The organism is Priestia sp. J2 (genome assembly GCF_020790095.1).
Lineage (GTDB): Bacteria > Bacillota > Bacilli > Bacillales > Bacillaceae_H > Priestia > Priestia zanthoxyli.
In genome coordinates this window covers 103179-129571 of record NZ_CP086209.1, presented here as the reverse complement: position 1 = coordinate 129571, position 26393 = coordinate 103179, and the positions used below count along the sequence as shown (strand labels likewise).

The following is a 26393-nucleotide window of genomic DNA, read 5'->3' as shown; positions in this document are numbered from 1 at the left end:
ATCACCTACGCTGTTAGGATTTAACGGCTTTCTTCTCAGCTTGTTTCTTTTGAAGGTAACCGATGCTTCGGATTTCTAGGCCAAATAAGTTTAAGTGACGGCTATCCTCTGGTACTTTATGATATTTCTCTGTACGTTCTTCGCCAATCTTTTCACTCATGCTTGTCATAATCGCTACTTCTAGTGTTGGAGCGACACCACCACTATATACGTATTTACGGATTTTATTTGCCGGTGGTGGGGCCACATCATTTAACTTCGCTAGTAAAATCTCCACATACTCTTTTAAAGAAGATGTAATTTGAGCTGTTAAATCAATGGCTGCGCCTGTATTTTCATTTTTTAACTCGAATTTTTGTTTACTATAGTTATCTAAAATAAATTGGTCAAAAGCACGTAAATCGGTAAACAGCTCTGGGAACTTCTCTTTACGTAACTTATCAATATGAGCTAAATAGGGAATACCCTCGATACTTTGGAATGATTCGCGACTGTTTGCAGCTTTTAATCCTTCAGGTAAGATAACAACATCAATGGATCCTCCACCAATATCGACCATCACCGTTTCACATTCTACATATTCATTAGCATCTTCACGATCTTGAAGTGTTAGGTCTTTCTTTAACGCAAAGCGCGCGATTTCGCCTTCTTTCAGGCAAGCACTTTCGTCCACAGCTACCTTCAATTCTTTTTCAAACCCTGGAGTATGAATACGGAATGTATGGTCACCTAGGAAGCGAGTAGCCATGGCTTTTTGAGCTTCTCCAAACGTACTTTCTTTTTTCAGTAACCAAATTGGTAACATCGTAGAGAAGTAGTCAATCTCGATGCTATTATCCTTTGGATCTTTCGCATGCAATGCGTGGTAGTATGCAATGGCAGCTAGAAATGTCACGTAAGGAATATGACTCGTAATTTTGTTATGTAAACGATTTATGTGATTGTTCGCAAGTTGTTGGCTTGCTGCGATATCACCGACTAAGAAATAACGTTCTTTCTCTTCGTCATCGATTGTTGTAGATAGTAAGATACGCTTCTTAAATTCTTCTGGTGCTGTCACCGCATCTGTAAAGAATGAATCAGCAGCCTCTTTTTGGAGTTCTACAACGTTGGTTGGGAAATCAAATAGGTATCCATCAATGATATTCATATCAACGGAGTTTCCACAGTCTTTATTAAAACGTGAAATTTTCATCTCTATACACCTCATTTTTAAGTTGAACTTCTGTTAAACTAATTATACAAGAATAGGGTTGTGTTTTCAAGCATTTAGTTAAACTTATCTATCAACAAAAACTTACATTTATCAACAATCATATTTGTTTAGTTGAACTTATTTTAAGATTAAAAATCTGAAGGTATACGTAGGTTTTTTATAGAATAAAAAGAGAGTTTTTAACACTCTAAAAAATAAGAGAGCATACAACATTTAGTTTTATCTAAAGAACTGATATTTGCTGCAATAGAGCTACCTACATAAAAAGGGTATCCTTTATTTGGTATTTGGAGATGAGGTATAGCATGAAAACGCCAGGGAGTATGCGAAAGTTAGACGAGTTAGGTCGTGCTGTCACTTCAATGGGGTTACGAAGGGTTCTTAGTATTAAAGAAAAAGGTCCTTTAGAAGTATTTTTTGACAGAAGTCATATTATTCTCCAGAAATATAAAGCTTCCAATGAATGTAGAATTACAGGAGAAGTGACTTTGCAAAATAGAGAATATGAAAAACAAGAAAAGCCCTCATACTTTGAGGACTTTTCTTACCTATGAAGAAGAAATGGACTTTTTATTCGCATCTACAAGACGTATTGTAACATATATAAAGTACAAAAAATGAGCTATTCAGACCTTAAAAAAGGTATTCTAAGACTTCAGCTGGTTTTTACAGAGGAAAGATGTTGTCATTCCGTAGAATTCTAGTTATTGTTAAATAAAAATATAACAGTTTAGGGAAACAGGTGATTGGGTTATGCAAACATATAGATACAATAGTGCTTTAAGAAAAGCTTTGATTGTAGATATAGAGGCAGGAAGAGAACTAATGGTTCAAATAGGTTTAGAAGAAGGATTTACTAGTAAAAATACCCTTGTCATCAGTCACTTTATTGATCAATTGTTGAACCAGTTAGCAAAGATCAATAAAACTGATTAGGGGTATCTTTCATGGAAAAGTAAAAGCAACCTCCGCATTGGCAAGCGAGGCTGCTTTTTATTTTGCTGTTGTGTGATATATATATAAATTTTTCACTGTGGTGTATGGAGAGGAGAAAAAGTTCCCTCTCTTTTTTTTGTGATTATATGGTATAATTGTAAAGTTTATCTTTACTGAAAATATAAACAGGATTATGCTATTTTAATCCAGAAATTAATTGTTTAACATTAAAATAAACAATATTCTTTGAAAATAAGATATAAGGAGAAGTGTATGAAAAAAGTAATTCTTTTTAACTTCAACGGGACCATTACAAATACAAAATTTTTAGCAATTGATATGTATAACGAAATTGCCGAGAAGCAGGGATACAAAAAAATTTCAGAAGAACATGTTCCTTATTTGAGTGCATTATCGATACGTAATAGATGCAAGGTACTTAATCTACCTTTATATAAAATGCCCTTAGTTGGTATCGCTATAAAAAGAAGATCTCAACAATATATTCCTAATTTAAAACCTGTGTCTGGAATGAAAGAAACTCTCAGTCTTTTAAAACAGGAGGGTTATAAAATAGGATTTACAACAAGTAATAATCAAGTTGTAATGAATAAATTTTTAACAAATCATTCTATTAATATATTTGATTATAGTCATTTTTCTTTTAGTCCTCTCTCTAAATCAAAAGATATTTCTTCATTTTTGAAAAAGTATGATTTAAAGAAAGAAAATGTGGTTTATGTAGGTGACGAACTAAGAGACATTAAAGCAGCTAAGAAAAATGGCCTTTTTTGTATAGCAGTATCTTGGGGATTCGACTCAGTAGAGCTTTTAAATACAGGACGTGCAGATAAGGTTATAACACAACCTAAAGAGATTGTAGATGTTTTATCAAGAATATAATAATGGCTTTTATATTTCTTAATCTATTCCGATAAATTTGAAAACCCTTTGCTTATATGGGCAAAGGGTTCTTTTTTTATGTGAATATTTCTTAAGTTGCAAACCCGTGGAGTTATATTTGTAGTCCTTTTTTTCCTGTATGTAATCTATCAGTATTTGGCGTTCATCCTCAAATAACATTTTTAAGTTACTAATCTCTGATAAAGGCTTCCAGCAAATATCTAATATCAACTCATCTGGATCTTGAAATTTCCTTTCCCCACCTAACAACTTCACTTCGAAATACTTAATATGGACATTTACATCATATGTGACTGTATCACGTTCACATATTTTATCAATGACCGAAATCTTGTATCCCGTTTCTTCCCAAACCTCTCTTATACAGCATTCTTCATATGTCTCAGAGCCTTCTATACCACCTGAAGGTACTGACCATAGTTCTGGCTGATTCGCCTTCTCCTGGGCTACCATTAATATTTAAATTTTTCAGATGCAACTAGTAGAAAAGCCAAAGTAATTTCAACATACACCTTTTATGTAAACCTAAGTGTGTTAGTCTATTAAAAGCGAAATAGAAAAGAGTGACCAACCTGGAAGAAATAAAAAAGCAAGAAATCGATCTTAATAAAGTGTATGACTATACTGAATTTCCGGATAAGATCTTAAATGGACTAAACTAATAAGAGGATATTATGTTCAATATATGAGCATATATCCTCTTTTCTTATTCGCATAAAGATCTCTATAGATATTTTAGTAAAATCATTGGTTCATTATTAAGAAATCATTTGTATTATCTTTTAATTTTATGGAATTAGTAACCTTTTTTTGTTTCAAATTATATTTTTCAAGAGTTTTACTTTCTGTAAGATAATAAAGGCTATCTTGCCAGTATTTTGTTTTAATGATTGCTTTATTAATTTTTAATTCTGTTTGATATATATAGCTATCATTGTAAAGAACAAATGTTGTAGTGTTTTTAGATGTATTATGTTTTATTAAAAATCCTTTTTTTAATGGAATAACTTCATTACCATTATCATATTTTAAATGAATCTCCTTTAGTTCGTTACTTTTGAGATTATAAATCAAGACTTTGCTTTCACTTTGCTTACCTTCTTCTAAATTAAACATTGTTAGATAAATTTTATTGTGTTTAATATTCATATCTGACAGCGCGTATGGAATGTCTAATTTCACTTTCTTTAAGACTCTTAAATCCTTTGTCGAAAGAATATTCAAAGAAAATTGCTTATCTATAGGTTCATTCATATTTCTGGCTACAGTATATATTTTATTACCATATTCCTGTACTGAAAATGGTATGCCTTCTAATCTTTTACTAACCAGTTCACCAGAACTTTTTTTTAATTCATAAGTATAAAAATTTATATCATTTTTTTTATCAAAATTATAAACCATTAGGTCCCAATTATTATTATAAATATTAAATAAAGGGTAGGGCAAAGAGGAATTTTGTTTCTTTACTTTACCATTAGAAAGAGTAATTATTTTAGAATTATAGCTAGACAGTATCTTATACTCCTCTGCATCATAAGATATTTGTGTTAAACCTGATTCGTTGATATTTTCAGTTTTTATATTATCCAGTTCTTTGTCCAAAATTGTAACTTCGCTATTATTGCTATCTAAATCACTGCTTAATACAGCTATAAATTCTCTGTGATTAGTACACCCGGTTAAAATAATTAAGAGTATACATATTATGGTTATATTCTTGTACATTAAAATACTCCTAACGAAAAAGAAAGCGATATAAACTCATCGCTTTCTTTCTTTTATAATATTATTTCAGTTTATTACTTTTTCGAATATCAACAGGGAATACACCTGGGATACTACTTGAATCTAAATCATATCCTTGTTCTTTCCAGGCTCTCCATACCAATTGTGAGCAATACCATGAATCTGTTTTATTCTTAGAAGCAAAATTATAATTGTATGGTTCATACAGCTGAGCTTTAGTATATTTGACGGCTTTTGCTCTTTGAGAGGCTGTAGAATTTTTTACTCTTTGTACCTTCGCGTCTTTCCATCTATTTTTCCAATTATTGGACCAATAGCGTACTCCATCTTTAGAGGGTCCTTTATTTCCATAAGCTTCAATAGTGTTAGCTGAGTCTACCACTATTGCAGCATGACCTCCTGGCCAGGCATTAGCAGTAGAACTACTTCCTTTCATAGTAGTCAATACATCCCCAGTACTCCCCATGGAACCAGATACAGCCGACGCATGATAAGTATTTTGCTGTTCTGAAGATAATGACTCTTCTCTTATTTGGTTAACAGTTTCCTTTTTGACACTCTGTAATTCTTTACTGTATTGATTGGAAAAATCACTATACTGTAATTCTTCACCCTTTTTTTGGTAGTAATCATCAGAATTTATTTCTTCAGCACTAGCGCTATTATAATTTCCCATTAACAAAGAAGTGCTTAAAGATAATGTAACTATGGACAACAAAGCAGTTTTTCTGTTCATGTAACATATCCTCCATTTTATTTTTTACTTAAAGATCCGTTACCACTTGTACCTTTGACATAAGGTGACATATTAAGTTGTTGTAACCTAATTGAATATGTACCATTTGTAAGAGATACTGTTTTGTTCAAGCTCTCTCCTGATTTTAGAGTCCAAAATTTAACTTCTCTATCAGGATAGCTATCGTAGGGGAACATTATAGAAACTCGCATACTAGCCTTTCCAGTGTTTTTAGCTTTGATAATGGCTGTGGTTTTTGTTTCTTTAGGCTTCGTAGAAAATATTTTCACCCATGACCCACTCGAACTAGTCTGGTTAGAAGTTAACTTTGCACTGGAACTGGCAGCTTGAGCTAGTGATGATGAAGTAAACACTAGAACAAGCATTACAATTAATGCAGTTACCAACTTTTTAATTTTTGTAATTTTCTTCATAATTTATCTCTCCTTTCCATTTAACATATTACAAAAAAGTAAAATAATTGTAAATAATATTTTGTTATTTTTTGTTATTTATTAGTTTAAATGTGATATATTCATTGCTGTATATTAAGATAAAATGGAAATCAACATGTATTTAGTGTAAATTTACACTTTGTGTATTGAAAATAAGCTTATATCCTGTATAATCTTAATAGTAAAATAATCCAAAGGAGTATTAATAAAGATGAAAAGTATTTTTATTACTATTTTATATTCAATTATAATAGTTGGGCTTCTATTGATTTTTATTAATGATTTTTTTATGGTAAATCCAAACATATTTCATTTTTCTGTAACAGAGAAGTTAGGAATTTCGCAGTATAGTTATTTGGCCATATTTCTAGCTGTTTTTTTCCTTGCTTTATATTTACGGTTTGAAAAAAACTTTTCGTTAAAGAAAACTATGATTATATCTTTAATTTTGTGTGTAATTATTATTTTAATTATGTTGATATTGATAGGAAGCGTTGCTGGTAATATATAAGTTATAAATCATATATCTATTCTAATGATAAGCATTTTTAATAAGCATTTTATAACCTAGAAGGGCAAACATGAACGAAGATAATCAACTTTGTTCATGTTTGTCCTTTTACATACATGGAGAGAAAACTTTTTGAAATTTAGGATCTATAATCCCTGACCAAGAGAAGAAAGCGTTGACATCATCTTCATTCATAGACTATAATAAGCGAAAGAAACCGGTTCCAAGTCGACTTTCATTTAGTAAAAGTAGCTTCTATGAAAAGAAACATTCAATTACTTATAAGCTGTTTTTTTTAGTTTTTTGGAACCGGTTCCTACTTGTTCAGGCTATATCTTTTATAGATAGCAAGAAATACAGTCACGATCGAATCAGAAATATTAGTTTTTTTCTTATTACAGTTTCATTATATTATCATCACCAAAGGGGTGTTATCATCAAGTGGAAAATGGTTACAAAGACATAGCTAGCAAAGTAGTTGAGGCAATAGGTGGAAGAGAAAATATTTCATCATTTGCTCACTGTGCAACAAGATTGCGTATTATGGTACATGATCAAACAAAAGTAAATCAAGAAGCAGTCGAAAATATAGAGAAAGTAAAAGGTGCATTTTATAATTCCGGACAATACCAAATTATTTTTGGTACAGGAACTGTTAATAAAGTATATGAAGCAGTGAATGAGTTGGGTATTAAAGGCACGTCTACATCTGAAGTAAAAGCAGAAGCTAAGAAACAAGGAAACGCTTTTCAACGAGCTATCCGAACCTTTGGTGACGTTTTCGTTCCAATTATTCCAGTTCTTGTTGCAACCGGATTATTTATGGGTTTACGTGGGGTACTAACTCAAGAAGCAGTGTTAAATTGGTTGGGTTATACACCCAATGATATCCCTGAAAACTTCATAATGTTTACACAAGTTGTTACAGATACAGCTTTTGCATTCTTACCAGCATTAATTGCATGGTCAGCCTTTAAAGTATTTGGTGGAAGCCCTGTTCTAGGAATTGTCTTGGGATTAATGTTAGTAAATCCAGCACTTCCAAACGCATATGCAGTAGGTTCAGGAGACGCACATCCTATTCACTTCTTTGGATTTATTCCAGTTGTAGGGTATCAGGGTTCTGTTTTACCAGCTTTCTTTGTAGGTCTTTTAGGGGCAAGATTAGAGCGTTGGATTCGTAAAAAAGTGCCCGATTCAATTGATTTAATACTTACGCCATTTCTGACATTATTGATCATGATTACATTAGGTCTCTTCGCTATCGGACCAGTCTTTCATTCATTAGAAAACATAATTCTAACAGGCACAAAAGCAATTTTAGATTTACCGTTTGGTTTAGCTGGTATTATTATTGGTGGCCTACAACAAGTTGTTGTAATTACTGGCGTTCATCATATATTTAATTTACTTGAAATTCAATTATTAGCTGATACAAAATTTAATCCATTCAATCCATTAATTACTAGTGCAATCGTAGCTCAAGGGGCTGCAACGCTAGCAGTTGGATTGAAATCTAAAAATAAAAAAGTGAAAGCATTAGCATTCCCATCAGCATTTTCAGCCTTTTTAGGAATTACAGAACCGGCTATATTTGGAGTAAACCTAAGGTTCTTTAAACCCTTTATAATGGGCCTTATAGGAGGAGCAGTAGGGGGATTCTTAGCCTCGATTTTTCATCTAAAAGCAACAGGAATGTCTGTTACAGCTATTCCAGGCTTATTATTGTACTTGAATAATCAGATTTTTATCTATATTTTCGTTAATTTGATTGCCTTTGCTGTATCATTTATTCTGACATGGCTGTTTGGTTATAACGACAAGATGCTTAAGAATCGTTAATTATATATAAATTGTAATTAATAAACTACAATGAATGACATTAGAAAAAGCCTTATATCTAAATGGGACTGACCCCTAATAGTGAGACAAATAAAAAACACCTTTAAGTTAAAAAACGGGTATATACTACCTAACAATCACTTGGAGGTGTTTTTTCTATGAGGACAAGAGTTAGTTATCCAGCAGAGTTAAAGATAAAAGCTATTGAGATGAGATTAGCTGGTATACCTGTCAAAGAAGTGCTTTCCCAATTAAATATTCGCAGTTACACCCAATTAAAAAGGTTGATGAGATGGTATAAAAATGGAGAAATGCCTCGATTTGAACAGCCTGTAGGCAAGCAGTATTCATATGTAAAGGGACCTGGCTTTAAAAACGAAATGTCAAAATTGAAAGCAGAAAACCGGTATTTAACACAACAGATTGAGGTCTTAAAAAAGTACAAGGAATTGGAGAGGAAGTGGTCCTAGAAATCGTAGTGAACGTAGTAGAAGAGTTAAAAGATAAGATGCCAGTCTATCAAATCTGTCAGCACCTTGATATCCCTCGATTGACTTATTATTGCTCGAGGAAACAGGAACAATCAGAACGGACAAAGAAAAAGAAATGGATGGAACAACAGATCGGTGAGCAATGTCAAAAACATAAGTTCCGATATGGCTATCGAAAAATTACAGCCTTACTTAATCGAACGATGAAGATTAACCATAAATTTGTACAACGTGTCATGCAGAAATACGCTTGGCAATGTCGCGTAAAACGAAAAAAACGAAAGCAAACAGGGCAACCTTATCAGGTTGCAGAGAATATATTAAATCGTGAGTTTCAAGCTGATCGCCCTCTTCAGAAATTAGTAACTGATATTACCTACTTGCCTTTTGGACCTAAGCAGTTGTATCTTTCAAGTATTCAAGATTTATTTAATGGGGAAATCATTGCATATTCGATTGGTGATCATCAAAATGTAGAATTTGTCTTAGATACGTTAAGCCAACTTCCTTTTTTACCTAAAGAATGTACGTTGCATAGTGACCAAGGATCTGTGTACACATCGCATCTCCATCAACAAAAAATTAAAGAAAGAGGCATTATCTGCGGATGTCCCGTAAAGGAACATCCGCAGATAATGCCTCCATTGAATCGTTTCATTCCTCGCTAAAGTCTGAAACGTTCTACCTCGACGAGTTAACATATACGACGACCACCATCGTCGAACAAATTGTCGAAAACTATATTACTTATTACAACAATGCCCGTATTCAAACGAAACTAAACAACCAGTCACCAGTACAATACCGGCAGCTGGCTGTTTAAAAGGTGCTTTGAGTCCTGTCTTACAAACAGGGTGCAGTCCCATGGTTAATAGGGGTTTTTAATTTTTAATCCAAATATGTATCTGATATACAAGCAAAAATATTTTTTATACCGAAAATACGCTATATGTAAACTGGTTCTGCATATGATATAAATTTAAAGTAGACATCTTCTTCATTTGTAAAGGCAAGCCATTCTTGTTGGCTTGCCTTATTTTGTGCTATTCTTATTTTGTGCTATTCTTATTTCATTTTATAATTTTTCTACTGCATATAATAACAATTCCTCAATGTTTCTTTTACCTAATTTTTTCGCTTTTTGCTGTAACTCTTCTTTCAAATCACTTGTTACTTTTACCCGTATAACTTCTAAGTCGCTATCAATATAAATCCCACGGCTGCGTTTATTAATATTCCCTGAGATAAGGACCGACTCTAATAACTCCACGATTTCTTGTGCTGATTCCGTCAATAATACAGGTTTGATTTCAACGATAAATTGCTCTTTCTCTTCTTGTGGTGTAATCCTCATATTGGTGGGGCTTAGGTACTGATAAAATAAATCCATGAGCTTATAAAGCTGTGATTTCGCATAAGCTGTCTGCTTAAAAGCAAACGTGGCATATCCTTCTTTGGTAATCGTTTTTTTAGATTCAATTTTATAGGCTGCTTCAAAGCCTCGATGAAGTAATTCCTCTAATGTTATCTCTTCATGCTGTTCTGTAACAGCCATAATTGGATCCTCTACCGAGATAATACGGGCAAGCTGCTCTTTTTCTTCGTCTTTCTTCACAAAAAGCTGAAATAGCGCAATGTTTTGTTCGGCATGATAAAAATGTCGCTTACTTGGTTTGCGCCCAACCTCATGAGTACGCTTAAACTCTTCTAAATCTTCCTCATTCACAAAATAACAATTGATTCCCCGGTATTCTTCTTGGAACGCTGGTAACAGTTCTTGTTTAATATACTTATTGACTGTTGTGACGGAGATATCCAGTTGCTGCGCGACTTCTTTTGTCGTAAGCCCAGGCTTCTTTAACTCTTCTTGTAAACGAACAACATCCTCGATATCAAATTCATAGCGTCCTTCAATATGCCAGTCATCTTTATTAATAGGATTCAATTTTCCTTGTTGAATATATGTATAAATCGTTTTCTTTGATGAAATAGATAACATCTCCATCACATCTTCAATGGTAATAATTTTAGTAGGATTATCAATCATGACATACACTCCTAATCTTTTTCTTTTATCTAATAATTAATTATATCATATTTACATATAGTTATATATTAAAAGTTTTCTTAACAGATATGTAAATGATAAAACTAACTTATATAATTTTATGTTTTAATATTTACTTTAGATGATGACAAATAGGAGATTTTTCTACAAACTATATAAATAATAAACTATTTTTACAAAAAGTAAGTTTACACTTTTACTTTTAAATAAGTTACAATTAATAAGTAATAAATATAATAAGTAACTGTAAAAGAGTATTTAATTATAGAAACCTTATATATTTATTTATTACAGCTAGTATTTTTAACATTTTTATTAAAATTATCAATGCGTTTAAAAGGGTAGTTGTAATCTATATACATATAAACAGAAACTTAACCCCTGAATAGAGAAAAAGATATCTTAAGACAAGGGAGATCTATAAATAAGATGGCATGCTTTACGAAAGGAGAGGTTTTATGCAAGATTTCTCATTAGTACATGTAGGAACAGAAGTAAGGGAAAGAAAAGGAGATTTCAATAAAATCGTTTCATTAATGCTGGACACTACATACTACGATGCCTTAGAAGAAAGAAATGAGCATCACCAGAGAAAAAATGAAGATATGTTTAGCGATTTTACGGATGAAGAAATGATGTACTACTATGTCCATCAACGAAAGCATATCAGAAAGGATCGAGAACGAAAAGAAAATACAAAAACCGAATACGTACGGATTTTGTTGCAGTTTTATCAGTATGCGGTACAAAGTGAGTCGTTCCTGCGCCAAGATGTTGACTATTATATAGAAGAAGCTATTTTTAAAAACCTACGTCCTTGGCATATACGTAACTACCAGGCCTATTTAAGTACCGCATTATTGGGTAAGGGTGGGAAACCTTATTCACCCGCAACTTTAGATGCCAAAATGACGATTTTAAAGAGTTTTATGAAGTGGTTACATGAAATAAAATATATCCAGCATTCTTTACATAAAGAAATCTTGAGTACATCACTATCTGAACAAGAAATTCCGAACCGAGATTTGTATTATCATGAAGTCAAACAGCTGCTAGACTACTACAAAGATCATCCCATTAATCATGGATTGTTAACGATGCTAGCCATGACAGGCCTTCGTGTTCAAGAAATAGCTAAAGCCTCGTGGGGAGACATATACCTAGACAGTTTAAGTGGTCATTATCGACTAAGAGGAGTAGGGAAGGGTGGAAAGAAATTTGATAAGTTACTCCATCCAAATCTTTATAAACGTATTCTTGCTTTTCGAGAACGGCGTCATGTCAGTACAGCATTAAATTCAAGTGATCAAGGTCCATTATTTCCAACTAAAGATGGAGACTATTATCAATATAAAAACTTAAGTAATTATATTGTGCGTATCATTGAACGAACGGAATTACCTTTTGTAAAAGAACGGAATGACAGGATTACGCCTCATTATTTCCGTCATTTTTATGCGATTTATAGTAGGCAGCAGGGAGCCGATATTTTCTTAATTCAAAAGGAGCTTGGCCATAGTGATCGTAAAACAACGGAACGTTATCTAGAGAAGGTTTTGCAAAGAGAGCAAGAAATTGGGCTAATGTGGAAGGAACAAGATTTTTAATTGAAATAATATTCTTCAATACCTCATAAAACTATTAGTATATTAGTTAACTAATATTATAGATTGGAGTCAAAATGATTGGGATATTAGGATATTGGGTAGCTTTACTGATTTGGTGGTTAATTAAACATTTTAAGGGTAGCTCACTTGGAGATATAAAAGACTTCATGAATGGATTGCCAGTGGGTTTTTGGACATTGCTAACCGGTATTTTAACGGCTATTGTAGCACTTGCTACTTTATTGGTCACACAGCTTATGAATGCTAGAACACAGAAAATTCAAATAGGTCATCAAGCAGAATTGTTAGAGAAACAATTAAGTCACCAAAGAGAATTGGCTCAAATTGAATACTTTAGAGATAAGAGAACAGAAGCTATATTGGACTTTCAAAAGAACTTGGAAGAGTCACGAGGTATCTTAGAATATTTCCATAGTGAAACAGCTGATTTTGAACGTCGCATGAAGTTGAAAATAAAATATAAAAAAGAGTTTTTGTCTACTTATCCAAAGTCACAAGAGCATGTTATACAAGAATTTGAGGCAGAGAATGTAAAAAACATGGTGGAATGCGCTTCTCATCAACTTCACAATATTGAAGAAAAGGTTTCATTTTTAAAAACGTCTTTTAATTTACTTGTAGTATATTTAGAAAAAGATGAAGAGAATGCATTGAGAGAGATTGTGAACGATATAGACTTCATATCTCATTATTTAACCTCTAAATTTAAGTTACTAAAAGAACCTTACTCTTCTGTCCATGAGCTGGATGTTTTAAGCTTGGTACATATATATGAGCCAAGTATAGTTTATCTTCAAAGGTCTCGTATAAAACTTGAACATGTAAGGAAAATCCTGCGTAGCTATTTACATTTTGAAAAATAATTCTTATCAAACTAAATCTGCATCTTTTATAGACATAAATATTATTGAAGTTAAAATCACACACCCTGTCAAGGTAGTATTAGATTGATTAAACTCAAGTAATTGTCTAATAAAAGCAAAATAGAGAAGAGTGATTAACATGGAAGAAATGAAGGAGCAAGAAATTGATTTTGATAAAGTATATGACTATGCTCAATTTCCGGATAAGGTTAGTGGCCCATGCGATAACTGTAATTCAGCTTACTTCAAAAGTTCTGTAAAAGGTGGCGTTTTCTTACGTGAATGCCGGGAATGCGGAATGAAGAAGAGTATATAAACATATGATAACTGGGTCCTTCAGAATTTGAAGGGGCCTTTTTATTTATATGTAATATGGTTTAGTAATAGATATTTAAGTTTAAGCGAGAAGGCTAATAATTTAAACATTACGGTTTAGGCTCAATGTAAGAAGGAAACTCGGTAGGGTGTTGCATTCCTGTTACAATTAGAAGATAAGAAAACAGCAGAAATATAGTAATGATCCCTATTACTACAACGAAACGAAGAAATTTCTTGATTTTTCTATGTCTACGGAACTCATAAAAATTAATAACATTATTCATTCAAATACTCCTCGTCTTATTTTTTAGAAAAGCAGAATAAAAAAGGAAGATAAAACCTCCCCACTTATAATTCATAAGGTAGTTTTATCTCCCACTATACCATTATTTTATCTATATTATACTTATAATTTAAAATTATCTGTTATTTTCAATGTTAGCAACATTGGACACAACATTGAGAATTAGACTTTGTGACATTAGAGTTTCTAGATACAATACCTTTTATTTTTGAAAGGTAAGTCTCTTGAGCTAATGAATTAGTATCATGTATCTGTTGACGGGATGCGTAATTCATTGCACGTTGCTCTTGCATGAGTATAAACTCTAATTCATACATCATAATCAATCACTCCTTTATTATGTTATGCTTCTTTCTTCTGAACTTTATTGTTTTCACTTGAGCAACAAGTGCTTTTTTCTTCTTTTACTTCCACAATCTCAATATTGCAACAATCTTTCTCTTTCTTATTTCCTTTAAAAATCGACATTAGACCCATTTTCATCCACCTCCATTAAAGTTCTAATACTAAGAATAAATAGCCTGAAACAGTTGCCATTAAAAATACTGATACAATAAACGCACTTACTAATTTCTTGTGGAAAATACTCTTCAACATAATAATTTCAGGTAAACTTGCACCAGCACCTCCTATTAGCAGCGCCATAGTCGGAGCAATAGGGAATCCATTAACAAGTAAAGCTTGAGCAATTGGTAACATCGTTGATAGACGAATGTATAATGGAACTCCAATAATAGCTGCTAACGGAATAACCCACCATTGGTTTTGATCAGAAATAAATGTTAAGAAGTTGGTTGGCACTGCCTCTTTAATAATTGCTCCTACGAATGCACCAATTAATATATATACGAGAACTGAACGAATTAAATCTATAGTTTCCTTAATGGATTCCTTAATGTTTAAGACAAGATCTTTTCTGCGACGTTCATCTTGCTCTGGGAGATTCCCTTTAATCATGACTTTCTTTACTTGCTCTTTATAGTTTTTCTTATCTAAGTACCATCCAATGATCATAGAGAAAACAAAAGTTGTGACGGCGTAAATAGCTGTTACCTTTACCCCATAAATATAAGCCATCAACCCTAAAATCCAAGGATCTAATAAAGGTGAAGTAAATAAATAAGTCATTACGGTTTGGAAAGGAACATTACGATTAAGCATGGTTACCAGTAACGGAATAGTGGAGCATGAACAGAAAGGCGTAATAAATCCAAGCAAGGCACCTGCTAAGTTTCCTAGAAAAGGGTTTTTACTACCCATCCATTTTTCTACTTTTTCAAAAGGAACATAGGCTTGAATAAAACTAATGAAAAAAGAAATACCAAGGAATAAAACTAATAAGTTCTTACTTAAAGATAGAAACTCCAATAATACTTTGGTTACTACATCTGGCATAAAGCATTCCTCCTAATTCATTTAAATTTTGAAACTATGTATATTTACAATAGTTGCAAAATACAACTATTACTTTTAGAAAAAGAGGCATTAACAGCAACTGCTGTTTCTCATAGCCTCCAAAATTAAATCAATACTTTCTAAAACTTGACCACGTTTATTTTCTGGTACGTTAGAAAGGATTTCTTGAATATATACATTCATCTGTTTAGCAATTTCATCTTCGTATTTCTCTCCTTCAGGAGTAAGTGTAATCGTTACATATCTACGGTCGGTAGGGGATTGTATACGACTTACTAAATTGCGTTCTACCAACCCTTGAATATGACGACTTAATGTACTATTGTCTAGACCTAATGAAGACGATAGTTCATTTAATGAAGGTTTTTTTGTGCGCTCCACTTCAAATAATATATGACTTTGTACTAAGGAAACCCCACAACATTGGGCACCTTCTTTTTCAAGTAAACCAAAGCGTCTAATTAAAATTTGCAGCATCTGACGAAATTGATGAGATTCTTTTCCTACTTTTACGTTGTTCATATCCTTTTCACCACACCTTATTTGCTTGTTGAAACAATTGTAATCTACAACTATTTCAATTGTCAACAAATTAATTACCATTTTTTTCAGAATTTTTTTATTGACGCACCTAATAATTGGTTATATCATTTAATTAACAATAGATAACATTTTTATTTTTTGCATAAAAATGTTAATTAAGTTAAAAGGAGTGTTGTAAACATGTTAGCTTTAAATCAAAAATTAAATTCTTATTTTGAAACCTTTTTTACTGAAGCAGTAGAAGGAGGCACATTACCTGAAAGAGAAAAAGTTGTAGCTATTCTAACATCAGCTACTTTGTTAAATGATCAAGCTACATTGAAGAACGCAGTTCTAACAGCTAAACAATTAGGGTTTACAAAAGAAGAAATCGGTCAAATAACAGGTATTGCAATCGCTGTAAACTCTCAAAAATTAAAGGATCAAGTTGAGTTAAAGGTAGAAAGTAAATCATCCTCTACATGCTGCCAGTAAGGAGACGATCTATGGATAATCAATATGTTATTTTAGTTAGCCCTAGAGATAATGAAGTTCAATTGGTACAAGAACAAGGTTATAAAACCATTTTATTAAGAAAAGAGATTTCATTTGATGAAATTTTCGATGTGGATGTGCCTGTTGAGATTGATTTAAACCATGAAGAAACCGTGTTAGAAAAGTGTCTAGAACTGGCTAATCAACTTGATATAATTTCGGTTTTTACTATGAATGAATATCGAATTCCTTTAGCATCTAAGATAAGTGAAATGCTGCAATTAAAGTATCAACTACCTTATGAAGCTAGCTTAAGATGTAGAAATAAAAAAATGGCTAGGCAAAAATTAAATGAATCTGGTGTAGGAGAGGTTCAATATCGTCTTGTTACTTCTGAAAAGAAGCTAGAATCTCAACTTCAAGGCATGGATTTTCCTCTTATCGTCAAACCATCTAACGATTCAGGAAGTAAAAATGTTTACTTATGCCAGAATCACTCAGAAATATCAACAGCTATTAAACATATTGTGCAAAGTAAGAAGAATATCGTGGGTCAAACCATTGATTCAGACATACTTATTGAAGAGTTTTTAGATGGGCCGGAGTTTAGTATTGAGTCTGTAACGGTTAATGCCCAAACTACTATTATTGGAATTACAAAGAAACTTGTAACTCCATACCCTCTTTCTATTGAAGTAGGACATGACTTTCCTGCAAACTTAAATGATAATGAAGAGAATGAAATTAAAAGGCTAGTAGAACAAAGCTTAGCTGCTTTAGGTGTGGATTTTGCTGTTACTCATACTGAAGTGAAATTAACAAAAAAAGGGCCAAGAATTGTAGAAGTAAACGCTCGACCAGGAGGTGATGAGATACCACATCTCGTCAAAGCAGTCACGGGGATTGATCTTAAAGCATTAGCTTTCCTTGTTACTTTAGGTAAAGGCATCGACTCTTTAGTGACATCTTCATCTACTGTTCCATCTGCTTCTATTCGATTTCTTTTAGCTAATCAGGATGGAAAAGTACAGTTTGACGAACAGTTCCGGTCTTCCTGCATAAAAGAACAAAAGTGGTATGTTAAAAATGGGGAATCAGTCAAACGAACCGAAAGTAATTTTGAACGTTTAGGCTACTTCATTGTCTATGGAGATGAACAGAACCTTTCAAGTAGCATAGCAGATTCCATAGAAAAGAAGTTATCTCTAAAAATTGGGAACTTGTTGGGGATTTAAATATGATTATAGACGTTGAAAATAAATTTAAAGCTCTTGGTGATAAAACTAGACTTGCACTTTTAAAGGAAATTTCCTGCTGTAAGGAGTTATGTGTCTCTGATCTACAAAAAAAGTTTGATATTTCTCAATCGAAGTTATCTTATCACCTAAAATTACTTGTAGATGCGGGAATCCTTATCCGTTGCGAAAGAGGAACTTGGTGTTACTATCAGGTAAATGATAAAGAAGTTAAAAGTATTCTGTCGCCTGTTACCTACCAAGAAATAATAAAAAACAGTGAGTCCAAGTAACTCACTGTTTTTTATTAAAAGCATTCTTTATAGGAATCTGCAGCTTTCTGATAGTCTCCTAAATGGAAGTAAACGTCGGCCACCTTTTTGCATACATGATCACATGGCATTGCTTGATTTACTAAAATCTTTTTTGCCTCCTCATAATTCTTTAGTGAGGTCTCTGTATTAGATAATTTATAATTAATATCTCCTAAAAGTTCGAATGCCTGTGCCTTATGCTTATTAACGTCATTCAGCTTTATAATGTCCTCGCATAAAGAAGACGCTTGTACATATTCTTCTTGTAAATAATATACTCTTGCAAGTTCTACCTGCGCATTCATAATTCGTGCTTCTTCAGCGTTAACATTCTTATAAATATTTATAGCTGTTCTCAAATCAAGGTCAGCTTGATAATAGTCTTTTTGGTAAGAAAATAAAATTCCTAGATTTGTATAGGTACCGGCTTCATGGTATTTATTTTCACTAAGTTTAAAATATTTAAGAGCCCGTTCGTAAGAGACTTTGGCATCTTTATAACGTTTCAACTCCATATTACAAATTCCTAAAGCCATAAAGATTTCCCCAGATTTATAAAAAGTACCTAGATTATCATTTAGATCTCTTGCTTCTTCTAAAAAGTTAATGGCAGAATAAAACTCCTTTAATTTACCGTGAACAACCCCTAGATTAACTAAAATTGATATCCTTATCATTCCACTAATTTGGTCATAAATCATAATACGATACGCTTTATTTAAGATATGAAGGGCTTTTTCATTATTGCTAACCTGACTGTGACAAGATCCTAGGGAATCTAAAGAGCGTAGCATCTCATTCGTATGTTTGCCTTTTTCAAGCTGGGAATAACTCTTTTCAAAAAAAGTAATAGCATGATTGTAGTCTTTTTTATACTCATAATACTTTCCATGTATCCACATTAAAATGCCTTTGTCATATTCATTTAAATCGTTACGAGACAAATATTCTTTCTTCTGAATAAATGTTTCAACTTTATCAAATGAATTCGCATTTACTTGGTTTTCTGCAGTTTTTATTTCTTTTTTCACTTGTGATAAAAGTAAGTCTTTGTTTTCTATTGTTTTAAAGAAATCATCAACTGTACAATCAAGTTTTTCGCTTAACTTTTCTAATACATCAAATGAGGGCTGAACAAGGCCTTTTTCAATTTGGCTTAGATAGCTTCTAGTAATGATGCCTTCTGATAAATCTTGCTGCGTTAACTTGGATTCTTTTCTTAATTCTTTTATGCGCTGACCTAACATAAAAACTACCCCAATCTTTTCTTATTTACCTATCTCTATTATTAACATTTTTGAACAAAATGTAAATAGTTTGTTAAATGTTCAAAATATGTTGACAAGGAATTCCACATCTATTACTATTTACTTAAAGATTTAACATTAATAACAAAAGTAAATAAAAATAAAAAATGTTAACTAATGTTAGTTAATGTTATAAGGAGGAAGATTAGGTTTTAGTTTGAAAACTATTAAAGAAGAATTACCCTTATTGTGATTGGTAGACAAATACAACTTAAATATTTTGAATATTTTTAAAAAAGGGGATAGGACGATGAAATTAAAATATAAGGTTTTGTTTATGAAGGTTACAATGGCAGCAGCTGTTATTATCATGATGTCAGACCCAGTTTGGCCAAGAGTTTAAATAAATAAATGAAATCAAAATTGAAATGTAAAATTGGGTTTATGTACGCAACGATAGCAGCAACTACTATTATCATGCTGATGACAGATCCGGTTTGGCCATAAGAAGAAATCAGGGGGATTAAATGATGAATATTTTACTAGTTTCAAACTTTGAAGGCGGCTTTCAACCCAACACTATTGCCACAGCAGCAACACCTTTAATCAAAGAAGGATTTAACGTTTCGATTTTAGATACGTATGTTGAAGGAATAGTTGAAGAAAAATTTCTAGATAAAGATTTAATTGCAATTTCGGTTCCCCTATTTGACGCAGTTCATGCTGGAATAGAAATTGCAAAACAAGCAGCTAACCTTAACTCCAAAGCTCACATCACATTTTTTGGACAACATGCTACTATCAATGCTAATCGTTTAGCTGGTAAATATAGTGATTCCTGTATTTGTGGGGAATGGGAACACCCATTAACTTTATTAGCTAAGCATCTTTCAGGCGATGTACAAGAAAAGATTCCAGGATTATTAAGCGCTGAACAAGCTATAAAAGGGGAATCAATACATCCTTACATGGCACGTAATCACCTAGACATACCTTCACGAGATTTACTACCACCTTTGTATAAATACCCTCAAAAACAAATTAATCATATTTTAGGATCAGAAGAAGTTGTAGGCTCAACTGAAATTGCTAGGGGCTGTCATCATAAATGCTTATATTGTTCAGTATTTGCAGCATACGACGGCAAAGTTATTTTAGTTCCAGAGGATATCGTGTTAACAGATATTCGAAATCTCGTAGCAGGAGGAATGACGCACCTTACATTCATCGATGCAGATTTCTTTAATGCGAAATATCATGGAATCAAAATTTTACGTAAACTTCACGAAGAATTCCCTGACTTAACATATGATTTTACAACTCGCGTAGATCACATCTTAGAAAATAAAGAAACTCTTTTAGAAATGAAGAACTTAGGAGTTAAATTTATTACGTCAGCATTAGAATTTCCTTCAGAAGAAGTACTTGATGCTGTCGCAAAAGATACGACGGTTTCAGATATCGAAGAAGCGATTGCTTACTTAAGGGAAATTGATATCAAATTAAATCCAACTTTTATTATGTTTAATCCATGGACTAAATTTGAAGATCTTACAACGTTCAGATCTTTCGTAGAAGAAAACCAATTAGGGAACATTGTAGATCCAATTCAATATGAAACAAGACTATATTTGTATAAAGGTTCTCCATTATTACACAAGGAATCTATTAAATCCTTAGATTTAGAAGAACATGAATTTCACTATGACTGGAAGCATCCAGATCCCAAACTGGACGAACTTTATTTTGAAATGTTAACGCCAGCTGAAGAGGGAATCTTCAAGCGATGCTGCTTGAAGTGCTAAGGAGGAATAACTAGTGGCTGAGAAATCTATGGTAGCAGCTCCTGTTAGGCAAGCACATGTCTTACCAAAGCTAGACCCTTACGCTGAAACAAAGAAAAAATTGATAGCAGAGTTCATTGGGACCTATTTTCTTGTTTTTGCAGGGACAGGAGCAATTGTTGTTGACTCTCTTACAAAGAGTTTAACTCATGTTGGAGTAGCCATCACGTTTGGTTTGGTTGTATTGGCTTTAATTTATTCATTTGGACATATCTCAGGAGCTCATTTTAATCCAGCAGTCACACTCGCTTTTCTATTTCTCGGTGAAATCAACAAAAGAGAAGCGACACTATACCTTTTTACGCAATTGATCGCAGCATCTGCATCAAGCATAACTTTATTACTTATGTTTGGGAATGTAGCGCACTTAGGGTCTACTCTACCTAGTGGTTCTTGGATACAAAGTTTCGTTTTAGAGTTTGTTTTAACATTTGTGCTTATGATGGTTATTTTAACATCAGCTGTGCATGGTAAAGCAGTTAAGTCATTTGCTGGCATGGCAATAGGAGCAACTGTAGCTCTAGAAGCAATGTTTGGTGGTCCAATTAGTGGAGCATCCATGAATCCTGCTCGATCATTTGGTCCAGCAATAGTATCAGGTACATTTAGTACTCTATGGGTCTACTTAGTAGCCACGGTATTAGGGGCCATTAGTGCTGCCTTAATTTATAAAATACTTCATGAAGAAGAGTAAAAAAACAGGGGGAATGGAAATGAAAACTGCAAAACTAGTGTTACTTGGAGGATTTTTAGGAGCTGGTAAAACGACTACAATGATTAACTCAGCTTTAAAACTTGAAGAGCAAGGCTATCGTGTCGCAATTGTAACGAATGATCAAGGAAAAGAGTTAATTGATACTGAGCTAGCTCGTAAAAATGGTCTAGATACAAAAGAAGTAACAGGTGGTTGCTTCTGCTGCCAATTTGAAGATTTATATGAAAATTTAACTGGTTTATTAGAGGAAAAGCAGCCTGATGTAATTATTGCAGAGGCTGTGGGAAGTTGTACAGATTTAGCTGCTACTGTGATTCAGCCTTTAAAACAGTATTATTCAGAACAGTTTAAGACTGCACCTTTAACAATTGTGGTAGATCCAGCGAGATTAATGCATGAGCTTAATGCAACGGATAAAACAAGACCTTCTTTTTCACAGTCAGTAAGCTATATTTTTGAAAAGCAATTAGCTGAAGCAGATATCATCGCGCTGAACAAATTAGATCGCTACTCTTCTGAAGAAGTTGAAAAACTATATAACTATTTACAACAACGTTATCCGCAAACTGTCATCCAAACAATCTCCGCAGAAAGGGGAGATAACCTTGATGTACTAACAGAAACATGGTTAACAACAGATTTAGGTGGAGACAAAGTACTTGATATCGATTACGAACGCTATGCAGAGGGAGAAGCTCAATTAGCATGGATGAATATTTTAGGTGACTTAAGTTCTGATCGAGACGTAGACCCACGTCAGTGGGCTGAAAGCTTCTTAGATAAATTAAATGCCCACTTTATAAGAGAGAAAATGGCTATTGCACATTTAAAAGTTCATGTAGGACTTGAAGATGGATACGTGAAAGCGAGTATGGTTCATACAGGTGATGAACCAACATTTACTGAGGAAAATGTACAAAATGCAAAACAACTACGAGTTGTTTTAAATATCCGTATTGAAGCATCTCCAGCTATCTTAAATCTGGTGGTGGCCGATGCCATTGGAGCTCTGAATAAAGAATTAGGTACGAAATGGAATGAAACATATAATGAGTGCTTTAGCCCACTACCACCAAAACCGGTTCATCGTTTATACGAAGTAATGTAAGGAGGACAAATAGATGAAATCAAATGATTTAATCGAAATTTTCCCAAGTATCCCAAGTGGCCAAGGAGATTGTTGTGATACAGATGCAGATTTAGTTACAGATACTGGTTGCTGTGAAGATAGCCAAAATTTTTATGAAGAAAGTCTAGAGTTAAAGGATCAATTAAAAGAGCACTTTGATAAATCAGTAAATGTACATCTTTATAATTATGATATTTCAATGGATCGAGTAATGGCTCAGAAAAAACTCAGTGAATTGATTAAAAAAAGAGGATTTGAGTATATAAGTGAGGATACGATTCTTAAATATGTAACGCCAGCTGTTGTAGTAAACGGTAACTTAGTAAGCTTTGCTACTAAGCCTCACTTAGAATTGGTAATAAAAGAATTTAATTAAGCGATAAGGAGTCAGCATGCTGGCTCCTTATTCATAGTAAGACTTATAGATAAAACATTGGCTTCCTAAATAAAAAGATAATCTTCCTTAAAGCTAAGGGACTATATCAGGATGAAAGGGTTTGAAGATAGAGATGCAAAATCAAAAGATAAGTACAGATATAGCAGTTCAAACAGGTTTAAGAAAGAAATTAAATATTGGGACTAACCCTTTAACCGGTTTAATCATTGCCATTTTAACTACATCTTTCTTTGTGATGACTGGTATTGTGCCATCAGGGTCTTTTATAACTTTTATAGGGTTATGTGTTGTAGCTTGGTTAGCAGCAGAAAATGGAGGAAACGATGTTTCTAAAGGTGTATCCTCATTAGTAGCTTCTGGCTACGCTAGTGCGTTAACAGCTATAATATATGGCGTTGTCATGACCGTAATTGGAGGAGTATGTTCCTTCTTTCTTGCTTCTAAACTAGTTGGTTTATTTACTGCCGGTTTAATGAATTCGGAATATCAACTCACAGGTATCATGGCTTTGGCTATGGCACTAGGGGCAACTCTTTGGGTAGCACTTGCCACTAAATTTTCATTACCTGTTTCTACAACACATGCCATTATCGGAGCCGTTATCTTAGTCGCATGCATCTCACAAGGTGTATCTAGTGTATTATGGGGGAATCTTGGAAGTAAATTTGTTTTACCTTTACTTCTTAGTCCAGTATTAGGTTTATGTATAGCTTGGTTCCTTAATTTATTTGTAGACAAAATTAAAATCAATCCTCAAGTAGGAAAAGGTATTGCCTGGATCTCTAGTGGTTTAATTTGTTTTGTTCGGTCGGTTAATGATACGCCAAAAATTGTAGCAATTGCTTTACTAGTCTCTGTATTAAATGGTTCCTCAGAGCAAGGCAGTACCTTACCTTTTTCATTCTTCATTTTAGTTACTGTAGCGATGAGCCTAGGGAGCTTAATTAAAGGGCTGCCAGTAACGGAATTATTAGCAAAAAAAGTGACTAAATTAGATGAAAATAGCTCCTTATCAGCAGTGCTCACTACCACCTCTTTAGTTATGGCCTCGAGTCAATTTGGATTACCGGCTTCTACAACCCATGTAAGTACTTCTTCTATTATTGGAGCTGGATTAAAAAATGGACGAGAAGCAATGAATTTCGGAGTTATTAGAGAGATTCTTCTATCCTGGGTTGTTACTTTACCTGGTGCCGGAATTATTGCAATGGTCTTCTACTATATTCTAAAGTTACTCCTTTAACAGCTATTATATCTTTATACGATTTCCGAAGTAGAAGAACATGTTAGAGATTCAAAAAAAGCCTGTCTCCTTGAAGAGGCAGGCTTTTCATTTAACAACAAGTTTTAGGGGCTTTTTCATTTGGCCCTACATTGGAGCTGATTTTATGAACATCACTATTTGCTTTAGTGTAAAAGAATTCCCATTCATTTCCGTCCGGATCTGTTACCCAAAATTTATCTTGAACAGCATAACAACAAGTTGTATCCATCTCCTCACGAGCAAAGAATCCTTCTTTCTCTAATCGTTCTTTATGAGCAATTACTTCTTCTGCATCATTAACTTGGAATCCAAAGTGGTTGACTTGGTTCCCGTTTACCTCATCACGTACGTTTAGAGTAAAGTTAAGTCCTGGTTCATCTAATAGAAATTTCGCATAGTCTTCTTTTATCTTCTCAGGTTTTATGCCAAATACCTTTTGATAGAACTCAATCGATTGGTCTAAATTCGTTACGTTAATTCCTACATGAACATATTTCATTTAAAATTCCTCCTTAGTAATATAAGCACTACGTTAAATCAAAAAAAATTGATATATCCGGTAAAAAATAAGGATAAAATTATCCTTTTTCATTTTTAAATAAACAACGTAGCTCCTCAGACAATGAATGATTTAGCTCTTCGTTGTTTAGATCATAGTAATTCCAAGTTCCCTTTTTTTCTTTTGTAATCAAGTTAGCATCCAATAAAATCTTCAAGTGATAGGATAGTTTTGACTGGGATATACCAAAGAATTCAGTTAAATCACACACACATGTTTGACCTCGTTGACAAAGCTCATGCATAATTTCTAGTCTTTTTTGATCCGCAAGAGCTTTAAACTTTTGTTCGTATTGTTCAAATGTTTGCTTCATATCTTTTACTGTATCCATTACTCTTCTCCTTAATCAACTTTTTTTGATTTAATAGGTAAATGTATTGTATGCTTTTTCAAAATTTGTATACGTAGTTTTTCCGCGTAACATTGGATCATCATGAAAAAAACGTTTGAATATAAGGGTTTTAGCTTCGTTTTTGTCTATATTTTGTGTATTGACGACTAATCGGAAATAAGCATGAAAATACTCTACAGATAGGTTTCCTGAATTGTTAATTCTCATATTTTAACCTCACATTGAATGAATCAAAATTTCTTGATGTATTAATCATATCAAAAAAATTACAGAAATCAATTAATACATCAAAAAAAATTGATATAATAATTAAAGACTTAAGATAGGGGGAGTTTTATGAATGTTCGAATCATGAAAGAAGAGGATTTACCACAAGTTTTAAGTATTTATAACGAAGGAATTGAAGACAGAATTGCTACTTTAGAGGAAGATGTAAAGGATTTACCTTACATAAAAGAATGGTTGTATCATCGCAATGATCGGTATGAGGTTATTGTGGCCGAAAGAGAAGGAGAAATAGACGGATGGGCTTCTTTAAATCCCTATTCTCATCGTTGTGCATATAATGGCGTAGCTGATGTATCCGTCTATATTCAACGTGAGAGTCGAGGAAAGGGGATTGGAAAAGCTTTATTGCACACCTTAGAAATTATCGCAAAGAAAAATAATTTTCATAAGCTAGTTCTCTCGACTTTTCCTTTTAATGAAGCAGGTCAGAAACTATACCGTAGTTTGGGGTTTCGAGAAGTTGGCGTTTTTTATGAACAAGGAATATTAGACGATCAGCATGTAGATGTGATGGCAATGGAGAAAATCCTTAAATAATTCGTAAAATCCTCTAAGGAATAATCTTGGGGGATTTT

The 26393-nt window shown here is 33.1% G+C and carries 26 protein-coding genes and 2 pseudogenes; 17 read left to right on the top strand and 11 right to left on the bottom strand.

The genetic code is table 11. The annotated features are described in order from the left end of the window. Positions 1-13: 13 nt before the first annotated feature. Positions 14-1195, bottom strand: coding sequence for an Alp7A family actin-like protein (locus LJY09_RS26930; protein ID WP_228307831.1), 1182 nt, complete (start codon positions 1193-1195; stop codon positions 14-16). A gap of 326 nt (positions 1196-1521) precedes the next feature. Between LJY09_RS26930 and LJY09_RS26925 the strand changes: the two genes are divergently transcribed. From LJY09_RS26925 to LJY09_RS26915, 3 genes are all read left to right on the top strand, one after another. Further along, entirely contained in the window at positions 1522-1770 is a 249-nt protein-coding gene (locus tag LJY09_RS26925) for an AbrB/MazE/SpoVT family DNA-binding domain-containing protein (RefSeq protein WP_228307830.1), read from the top strand. 199 nt (positions 1771-1969) lie between these two features. Further along, positions 1970-2152, top strand: coding sequence for an aspartyl-phosphate phosphatase Spo0E family protein (locus tag LJY09_RS26920; RefSeq protein ID WP_228307829.1), 183 nt, complete (start codon positions 1970-1972; stop codon positions 2150-2152). A 273-nt stretch (positions 2153-2425) separates the two neighbouring features. Next, positions 2426-3055 (top strand): HAD-IA family hydrolase, encoded by a 630-nt coding sequence (locus LJY09_RS26915; RefSeq protein ID WP_228307828.1) that lies wholly within the window; start codon positions 2426-2428, stop codon positions 3053-3055. 129 nt (positions 3056-3184) lie between these two features. On the opposite strand, the pseudogene LJY09_RS26910 reads toward LJY09_RS26915, so the two are convergent. The 4 genes and pseudogenes from LJY09_RS26910 to LJY09_RS26895 form a co-directional block, all read right to left on the bottom strand. Further along, positions 3185-3529 (bottom strand): annotated as a pseudogene (locus LJY09_RS26910) (NUDIX hydrolase); the annotation flags it as partial. A 291-nt stretch (positions 3530-3820) separates the two neighbouring features. Then, positions 3821-4804 carry a hypothetical protein gene (locus LJY09_RS26905; RefSeq protein WP_228307827.1) on the bottom strand — a complete coding sequence of 328 codons (984 nt, stop codon included), beginning with the start codon at positions 4802-4804 and terminating at the stop codon, positions 3821-3823. A 61-nt stretch (positions 4805-4865) separates the two neighbouring features. Beyond that, on the bottom strand, positions 4866-5561 hold the full coding sequence (locus tag LJY09_RS26900; RefSeq protein WP_228307826.1) for a YiiX/YebB-like N1pC/P60 family cysteine hydrolase: 696 nt from the start codon (positions 5559-5561) through the stop codon (positions 4866-4868). Between the two features lie 17 nt (positions 5562-5578). Then, complete coding sequence (locus tag LJY09_RS26895; RefSeq protein WP_228307825.1) at positions 5579-5995, bottom strand: hypothetical protein; 417 nt, start codon at positions 5993-5995, stop codon at positions 5579-5581. Positions 5996-6968: 973 nt separating this feature from the next. Between LJY09_RS26895 and LJY09_RS26890 the strand changes: the two genes are divergently transcribed. Further along, a complete protein-coding gene (locus LJY09_RS26890; protein ID WP_228307824.1) occupies positions 6969-8369 on the top strand; it encodes a sucrose-specific PTS transporter subunit IIBC in 1401 nt (466 codons plus the stop codon). 158 nt (positions 8370-8527) lie between these two features. Further along, a pseudogene (locus LJY09_RS26885) lies at positions 8528-9683 on the top strand (IS3 family transposase). 252 nt (positions 9684-9935) lie between these two features. Here LJY09_RS26885 and LJY09_RS26880 read toward each other — a convergent pair. Beyond that, complete coding sequence (locus tag LJY09_RS26880; protein ID WP_228307823.1) at positions 9936-10907, bottom strand: helix-turn-helix domain-containing protein; 972 nt, start codon at positions 10905-10907, stop codon at positions 9936-9938. 479 nt (positions 10908-11386) lie between these two features. Here LJY09_RS26880 and LJY09_RS26875 point away from each other — a divergent pair, with 479 nt between their 5' ends. The 3 genes from LJY09_RS26875 to LJY09_RS26865 all read left to right on the top strand — a co-directional run bounded on the left by LJY09_RS26875 (position 11387) and on the right by LJY09_RS26865 (position 13735). Next, entirely contained in the window at positions 11387-12535 is a 1149-nt protein-coding gene (locus LJY09_RS26875; RefSeq protein ID WP_228307822.1) for a tyrosine-type recombinase/integrase, read from the top strand. 74 nt (positions 12536-12609) lie between these two features. Next, entirely contained in the window at positions 12610-13419 is an 810-nt protein-coding gene (locus tag LJY09_RS26870) for a hypothetical protein (protein WP_228307821.1), read from the top strand. Positions 13420-13558: 139 nt separating this feature from the next. Further along, a complete protein-coding gene (locus LJY09_RS26865) occupies positions 13559-13735 on the top strand; it encodes a DUF8096 family protein (protein WP_228307820.1) in 177 nt (58 codons plus the stop codon). A gap of 798 nt (positions 13736-14533) precedes the next feature. Here the strand turns inward: LJY09_RS26865 and LJY09_RS26860 are convergent. Then, complete coding sequence (locus LJY09_RS26860) at positions 14534-15436, bottom strand: permease (protein ID WP_228307819.1); 903 nt, start codon at positions 15434-15436, stop codon at positions 14534-14536. 90 nt (positions 15437-15526) lie between these two features. Further along, entirely contained in the window at positions 15527-15979 is a 453-nt protein-coding gene (locus LJY09_RS26855; RefSeq protein WP_228307818.1) for a MarR family winged helix-turn-helix transcriptional regulator, read from the bottom strand. 201 nt (positions 15980-16180) lie between these two features. On the opposite strand from LJY09_RS26855, the gene LJY09_RS26850 reads away from it, so the two are divergent. From LJY09_RS26850 to LJY09_RS26840, 3 genes are read left to right on the top strand one after another with little or no spacing between them, the layout of a single operon-like run. Beyond that, complete coding sequence (locus tag LJY09_RS26850; RefSeq protein WP_047751984.1) at positions 16181-16474, top strand: carboxymuconolactone decarboxylase family protein; 294 nt, start codon at positions 16181-16183, stop codon at positions 16472-16474. 11 nt (positions 16475-16485) lie between these two features. After that, the gene (locus LJY09_RS26845; RefSeq protein ID WP_228307817.1) at positions 16486-17709 is read left to right on the top strand and encodes an ATP-grasp domain-containing protein; all 1224 of its coding nucleotides are present in this window, start codon (positions 16486-16488) and stop codon (positions 17707-17709) included. Between the two features lie 2 nt (positions 17710-17711). After that, a complete protein-coding gene (locus LJY09_RS26840) occupies positions 17712-18002 on the top strand; it encodes an ArsR/SmtB family transcription factor (protein WP_228307816.1) in 291 nt (96 codons plus the stop codon). A 14-nt stretch (positions 18003-18016) separates the two neighbouring features. Here LJY09_RS26840 and LJY09_RS26835 read toward each other — a convergent pair whose 3' ends face one another. Further along, positions 18017-19270: a helix-turn-helix domain-containing protein gene (locus tag LJY09_RS26835; RefSeq protein WP_228307815.1), complete on the bottom strand. Its 1254-nt coding sequence runs from the start codon at positions 19268-19270 to the stop codon at positions 18017-18019. A gap of 530 nt (positions 19271-19800) precedes the next feature. Here LJY09_RS26835 and arsL point away from each other — a divergent pair. The 5 genes from arsL (at position 19801) to LJY09_RS26810 (ending at position 24598) form a co-directional block, all read left to right on the top strand. Next, positions 19801-21075 (top strand): arsinothricin biosynthesis radical SAM protein ArsL, encoded by a 1275-nt coding sequence (gene arsL, locus LJY09_RS26830; protein ID WP_228307814.1) that lies wholly within the window; start codon positions 19801-19803, stop codon positions 21073-21075. Between the two features lie 28 nt (positions 21076-21103). Further along, positions 21104-21808, top strand: coding sequence for an aquaporin (locus LJY09_RS26825; RefSeq protein WP_416339302.1), 705 nt, complete (start codon positions 21104-21106; stop codon positions 21806-21808). A 19-nt stretch (positions 21809-21827) separates the two neighbouring features. Next, positions 21828-22937, top strand: a complete 1110-nt coding sequence (locus LJY09_RS26820; protein ID WP_228307812.1) for a GTP-binding protein — start codon at positions 21828-21830, stop codon at positions 22935-22937. Between the two features lie 13 nt (positions 22938-22950). Continuing rightward, positions 22951-23334: an ArsD-related vicinal cysteine protein VcpD gene (gene vcpD / locus LJY09_RS26815; RefSeq protein ID WP_228307811.1), complete on the top strand. Its 384-nt coding sequence runs from the start codon at positions 22951-22953 to the stop codon at positions 23332-23334. 121 nt (positions 23335-23455) lie between these two features. Next, positions 23456-24598: an inorganic phosphate transporter gene (locus LJY09_RS26810; RefSeq protein WP_228307810.1), complete on the top strand. Its 1143-nt coding sequence runs from the start codon at positions 23456-23458 to the stop codon at positions 24596-24598. A gap of 91 nt (positions 24599-24689) precedes the next feature. Here the strand turns inward: LJY09_RS26810 and LJY09_RS26805 are convergent, their stop codons facing one another. Beyond that, positions 24690-25118 (bottom strand): ArsI/CadI family heavy metal resistance metalloenzyme, encoded by a 429-nt coding sequence (locus LJY09_RS26805; RefSeq protein WP_047751976.1) that lies wholly within the window; start codon positions 25116-25118, stop codon positions 24690-24692. Positions 25119-25197: 79 nt separating this feature from the next. After that, positions 25198-25491 carry an ArsR/SmtB family transcription factor gene (locus tag LJY09_RS26800; protein WP_228307884.1) on the bottom strand — a complete coding sequence of 98 codons (294 nt, stop codon included), beginning with the start codon at positions 25489-25491 and terminating at the stop codon, positions 25198-25200. A gap of 375 nt (positions 25492-25866) precedes the next feature. On the opposite strand from LJY09_RS26800, the gene LJY09_RS26795 reads away from it, so the two are divergent. Next, positions 25867-26355, top strand: a complete 489-nt coding sequence (locus LJY09_RS26795; RefSeq protein WP_228307809.1) for an arsinothricin resistance N-acetyltransferase ArsN1 family A — start codon at positions 25867-25869, stop codon at positions 26353-26355. Positions 26356-26393: the final 38 nt, after the last annotated feature.

Coding starts and splice junctions, on each gene's coding strand:
- LJY09_RS26930 (WP_228307831.1), bottom strand. CDS start 1,195: ATGAAAATTTCACGTTTTAATAAAGACTGTGGAAACTCCGTTGATATG.
- LJY09_RS26925 (WP_228307830.1), top strand. CDS start 1,522: ATGAAAACGCCAGGGAGTATGCGAAAGTTAGACGAGTTAGGTCGTGCT.
- LJY09_RS26920 (WP_228307829.1), top strand. CDS start 1,970: ATGCAAACATATAGATACAATAGTGCTTTAAGAAAAGCTTTGATTGTA.
- LJY09_RS26915 (WP_228307828.1), top strand. CDS start 2,426: ATGAAAAAAGTAATTCTTTTTAACTTCAACGGGACCATTACAAATACA.
- LJY09_RS26905 (WP_228307827.1), bottom strand. CDS start 4,804: ATGTACAAGAATATAACCATAATATGTATACTCTTAATTATTTTAACC.
- LJY09_RS26900 (WP_228307826.1), bottom strand. CDS start 5,561: ATGAACAGAAAAACTGCTTTGTTGTCCATAGTTACATTATCTTTAAGC.
- LJY09_RS26895 (WP_228307825.1), bottom strand. CDS start 5,995: ATGAAGAAAATTACAAAAATTAAAAAGTTGGTAACTGCATTAATTGTA.
- LJY09_RS26880 (WP_228307823.1), bottom strand. CDS start 10,907: ATGATTGATAATCCTACTAAAATTATTACCATTGAAGATGTGATGGAG.
- LJY09_RS26875 (WP_228307822.1), top strand. CDS start 11,387: ATGCAAGATTTCTCATTAGTACATGTAGGAACAGAAGTAAGGGAAAGA.
- LJY09_RS26870 (WP_228307821.1), top strand. CDS start 12,610: ATGATTGGGATATTAGGATATTGGGTAGCTTTACTGATTTGGTGGTTA.
- LJY09_RS26865 (WP_228307820.1), top strand. CDS start 13,559: ATGGAAGAAATGAAGGAGCAAGAAATTGATTTTGATAAAGTATATGAC.
- LJY09_RS26860 (WP_228307819.1), bottom strand. CDS start 15,436: ATGCCAGATGTAGTAACCAAAGTATTATTGGAGTTTCTATCTTTAAGT.
- LJY09_RS26855 (WP_228307818.1), bottom strand. CDS start 15,979: ATGAACAACGTAAAAGTAGGAAAAGAATCTCATCAATTTCGTCAGATG.
- LJY09_RS26850 (WP_047751984.1), top strand. CDS start 16,181: ATGTTAGCTTTAAATCAAAAATTAAATTCTTATTTTGAAACCTTTTTT.
- LJY09_RS26845 (WP_228307817.1), top strand. CDS start 16,486: ATGGATAATCAATATGTTATTTTAGTTAGCCCTAGAGATAATGAAGTT.
- LJY09_RS26840 (WP_228307816.1), top strand. CDS start 17,712: ATGATTATAGACGTTGAAAATAAATTTAAAGCTCTTGGTGATAAAACT.
- LJY09_RS26835 (WP_228307815.1), bottom strand. CDS start 19,270: ATGTTAGGTCAGCGCATAAAAGAATTAAGAAAAGAATCCAAGTTAACG.
- arsL (WP_228307814.1), top strand. CDS start 19,801: ATGAATATTTTACTAGTTTCAAACTTTGAAGGCGGCTTTCAACCCAAC.
- LJY09_RS26825 (WP_416339302.1), top strand. CDS start 21,104: ATGGTAGCAGCTCCTGTTAGGCAAGCACATGTCTTACCAAAGCTAGAC.
- LJY09_RS26820 (WP_228307812.1), top strand. CDS start 21,828: ATGAAAACTGCAAAACTAGTGTTACTTGGAGGATTTTTAGGAGCTGGT.
- vcpD (WP_228307811.1), top strand. CDS start 22,951: ATGAAATCAAATGATTTAATCGAAATTTTCCCAAGTATCCCAAGTGGC.
- LJY09_RS26805 (WP_047751976.1), bottom strand. CDS start 25,118: ATGAAATATGTTCATGTAGGAATTAACGTAACGAATTTAGACCAATCG.
- LJY09_RS26800 (WP_228307884.1), bottom strand. CDS start 25,491: ATGAAGCAAACATTTGAACAATACGAACAAAAGTTTAAAGCTCTTGCG.
- LJY09_RS26795 (WP_228307809.1), top strand. CDS start 25,867: ATGAATGTTCGAATCATGAAAGAAGAGGATTTACCACAAGTTTTAAGT.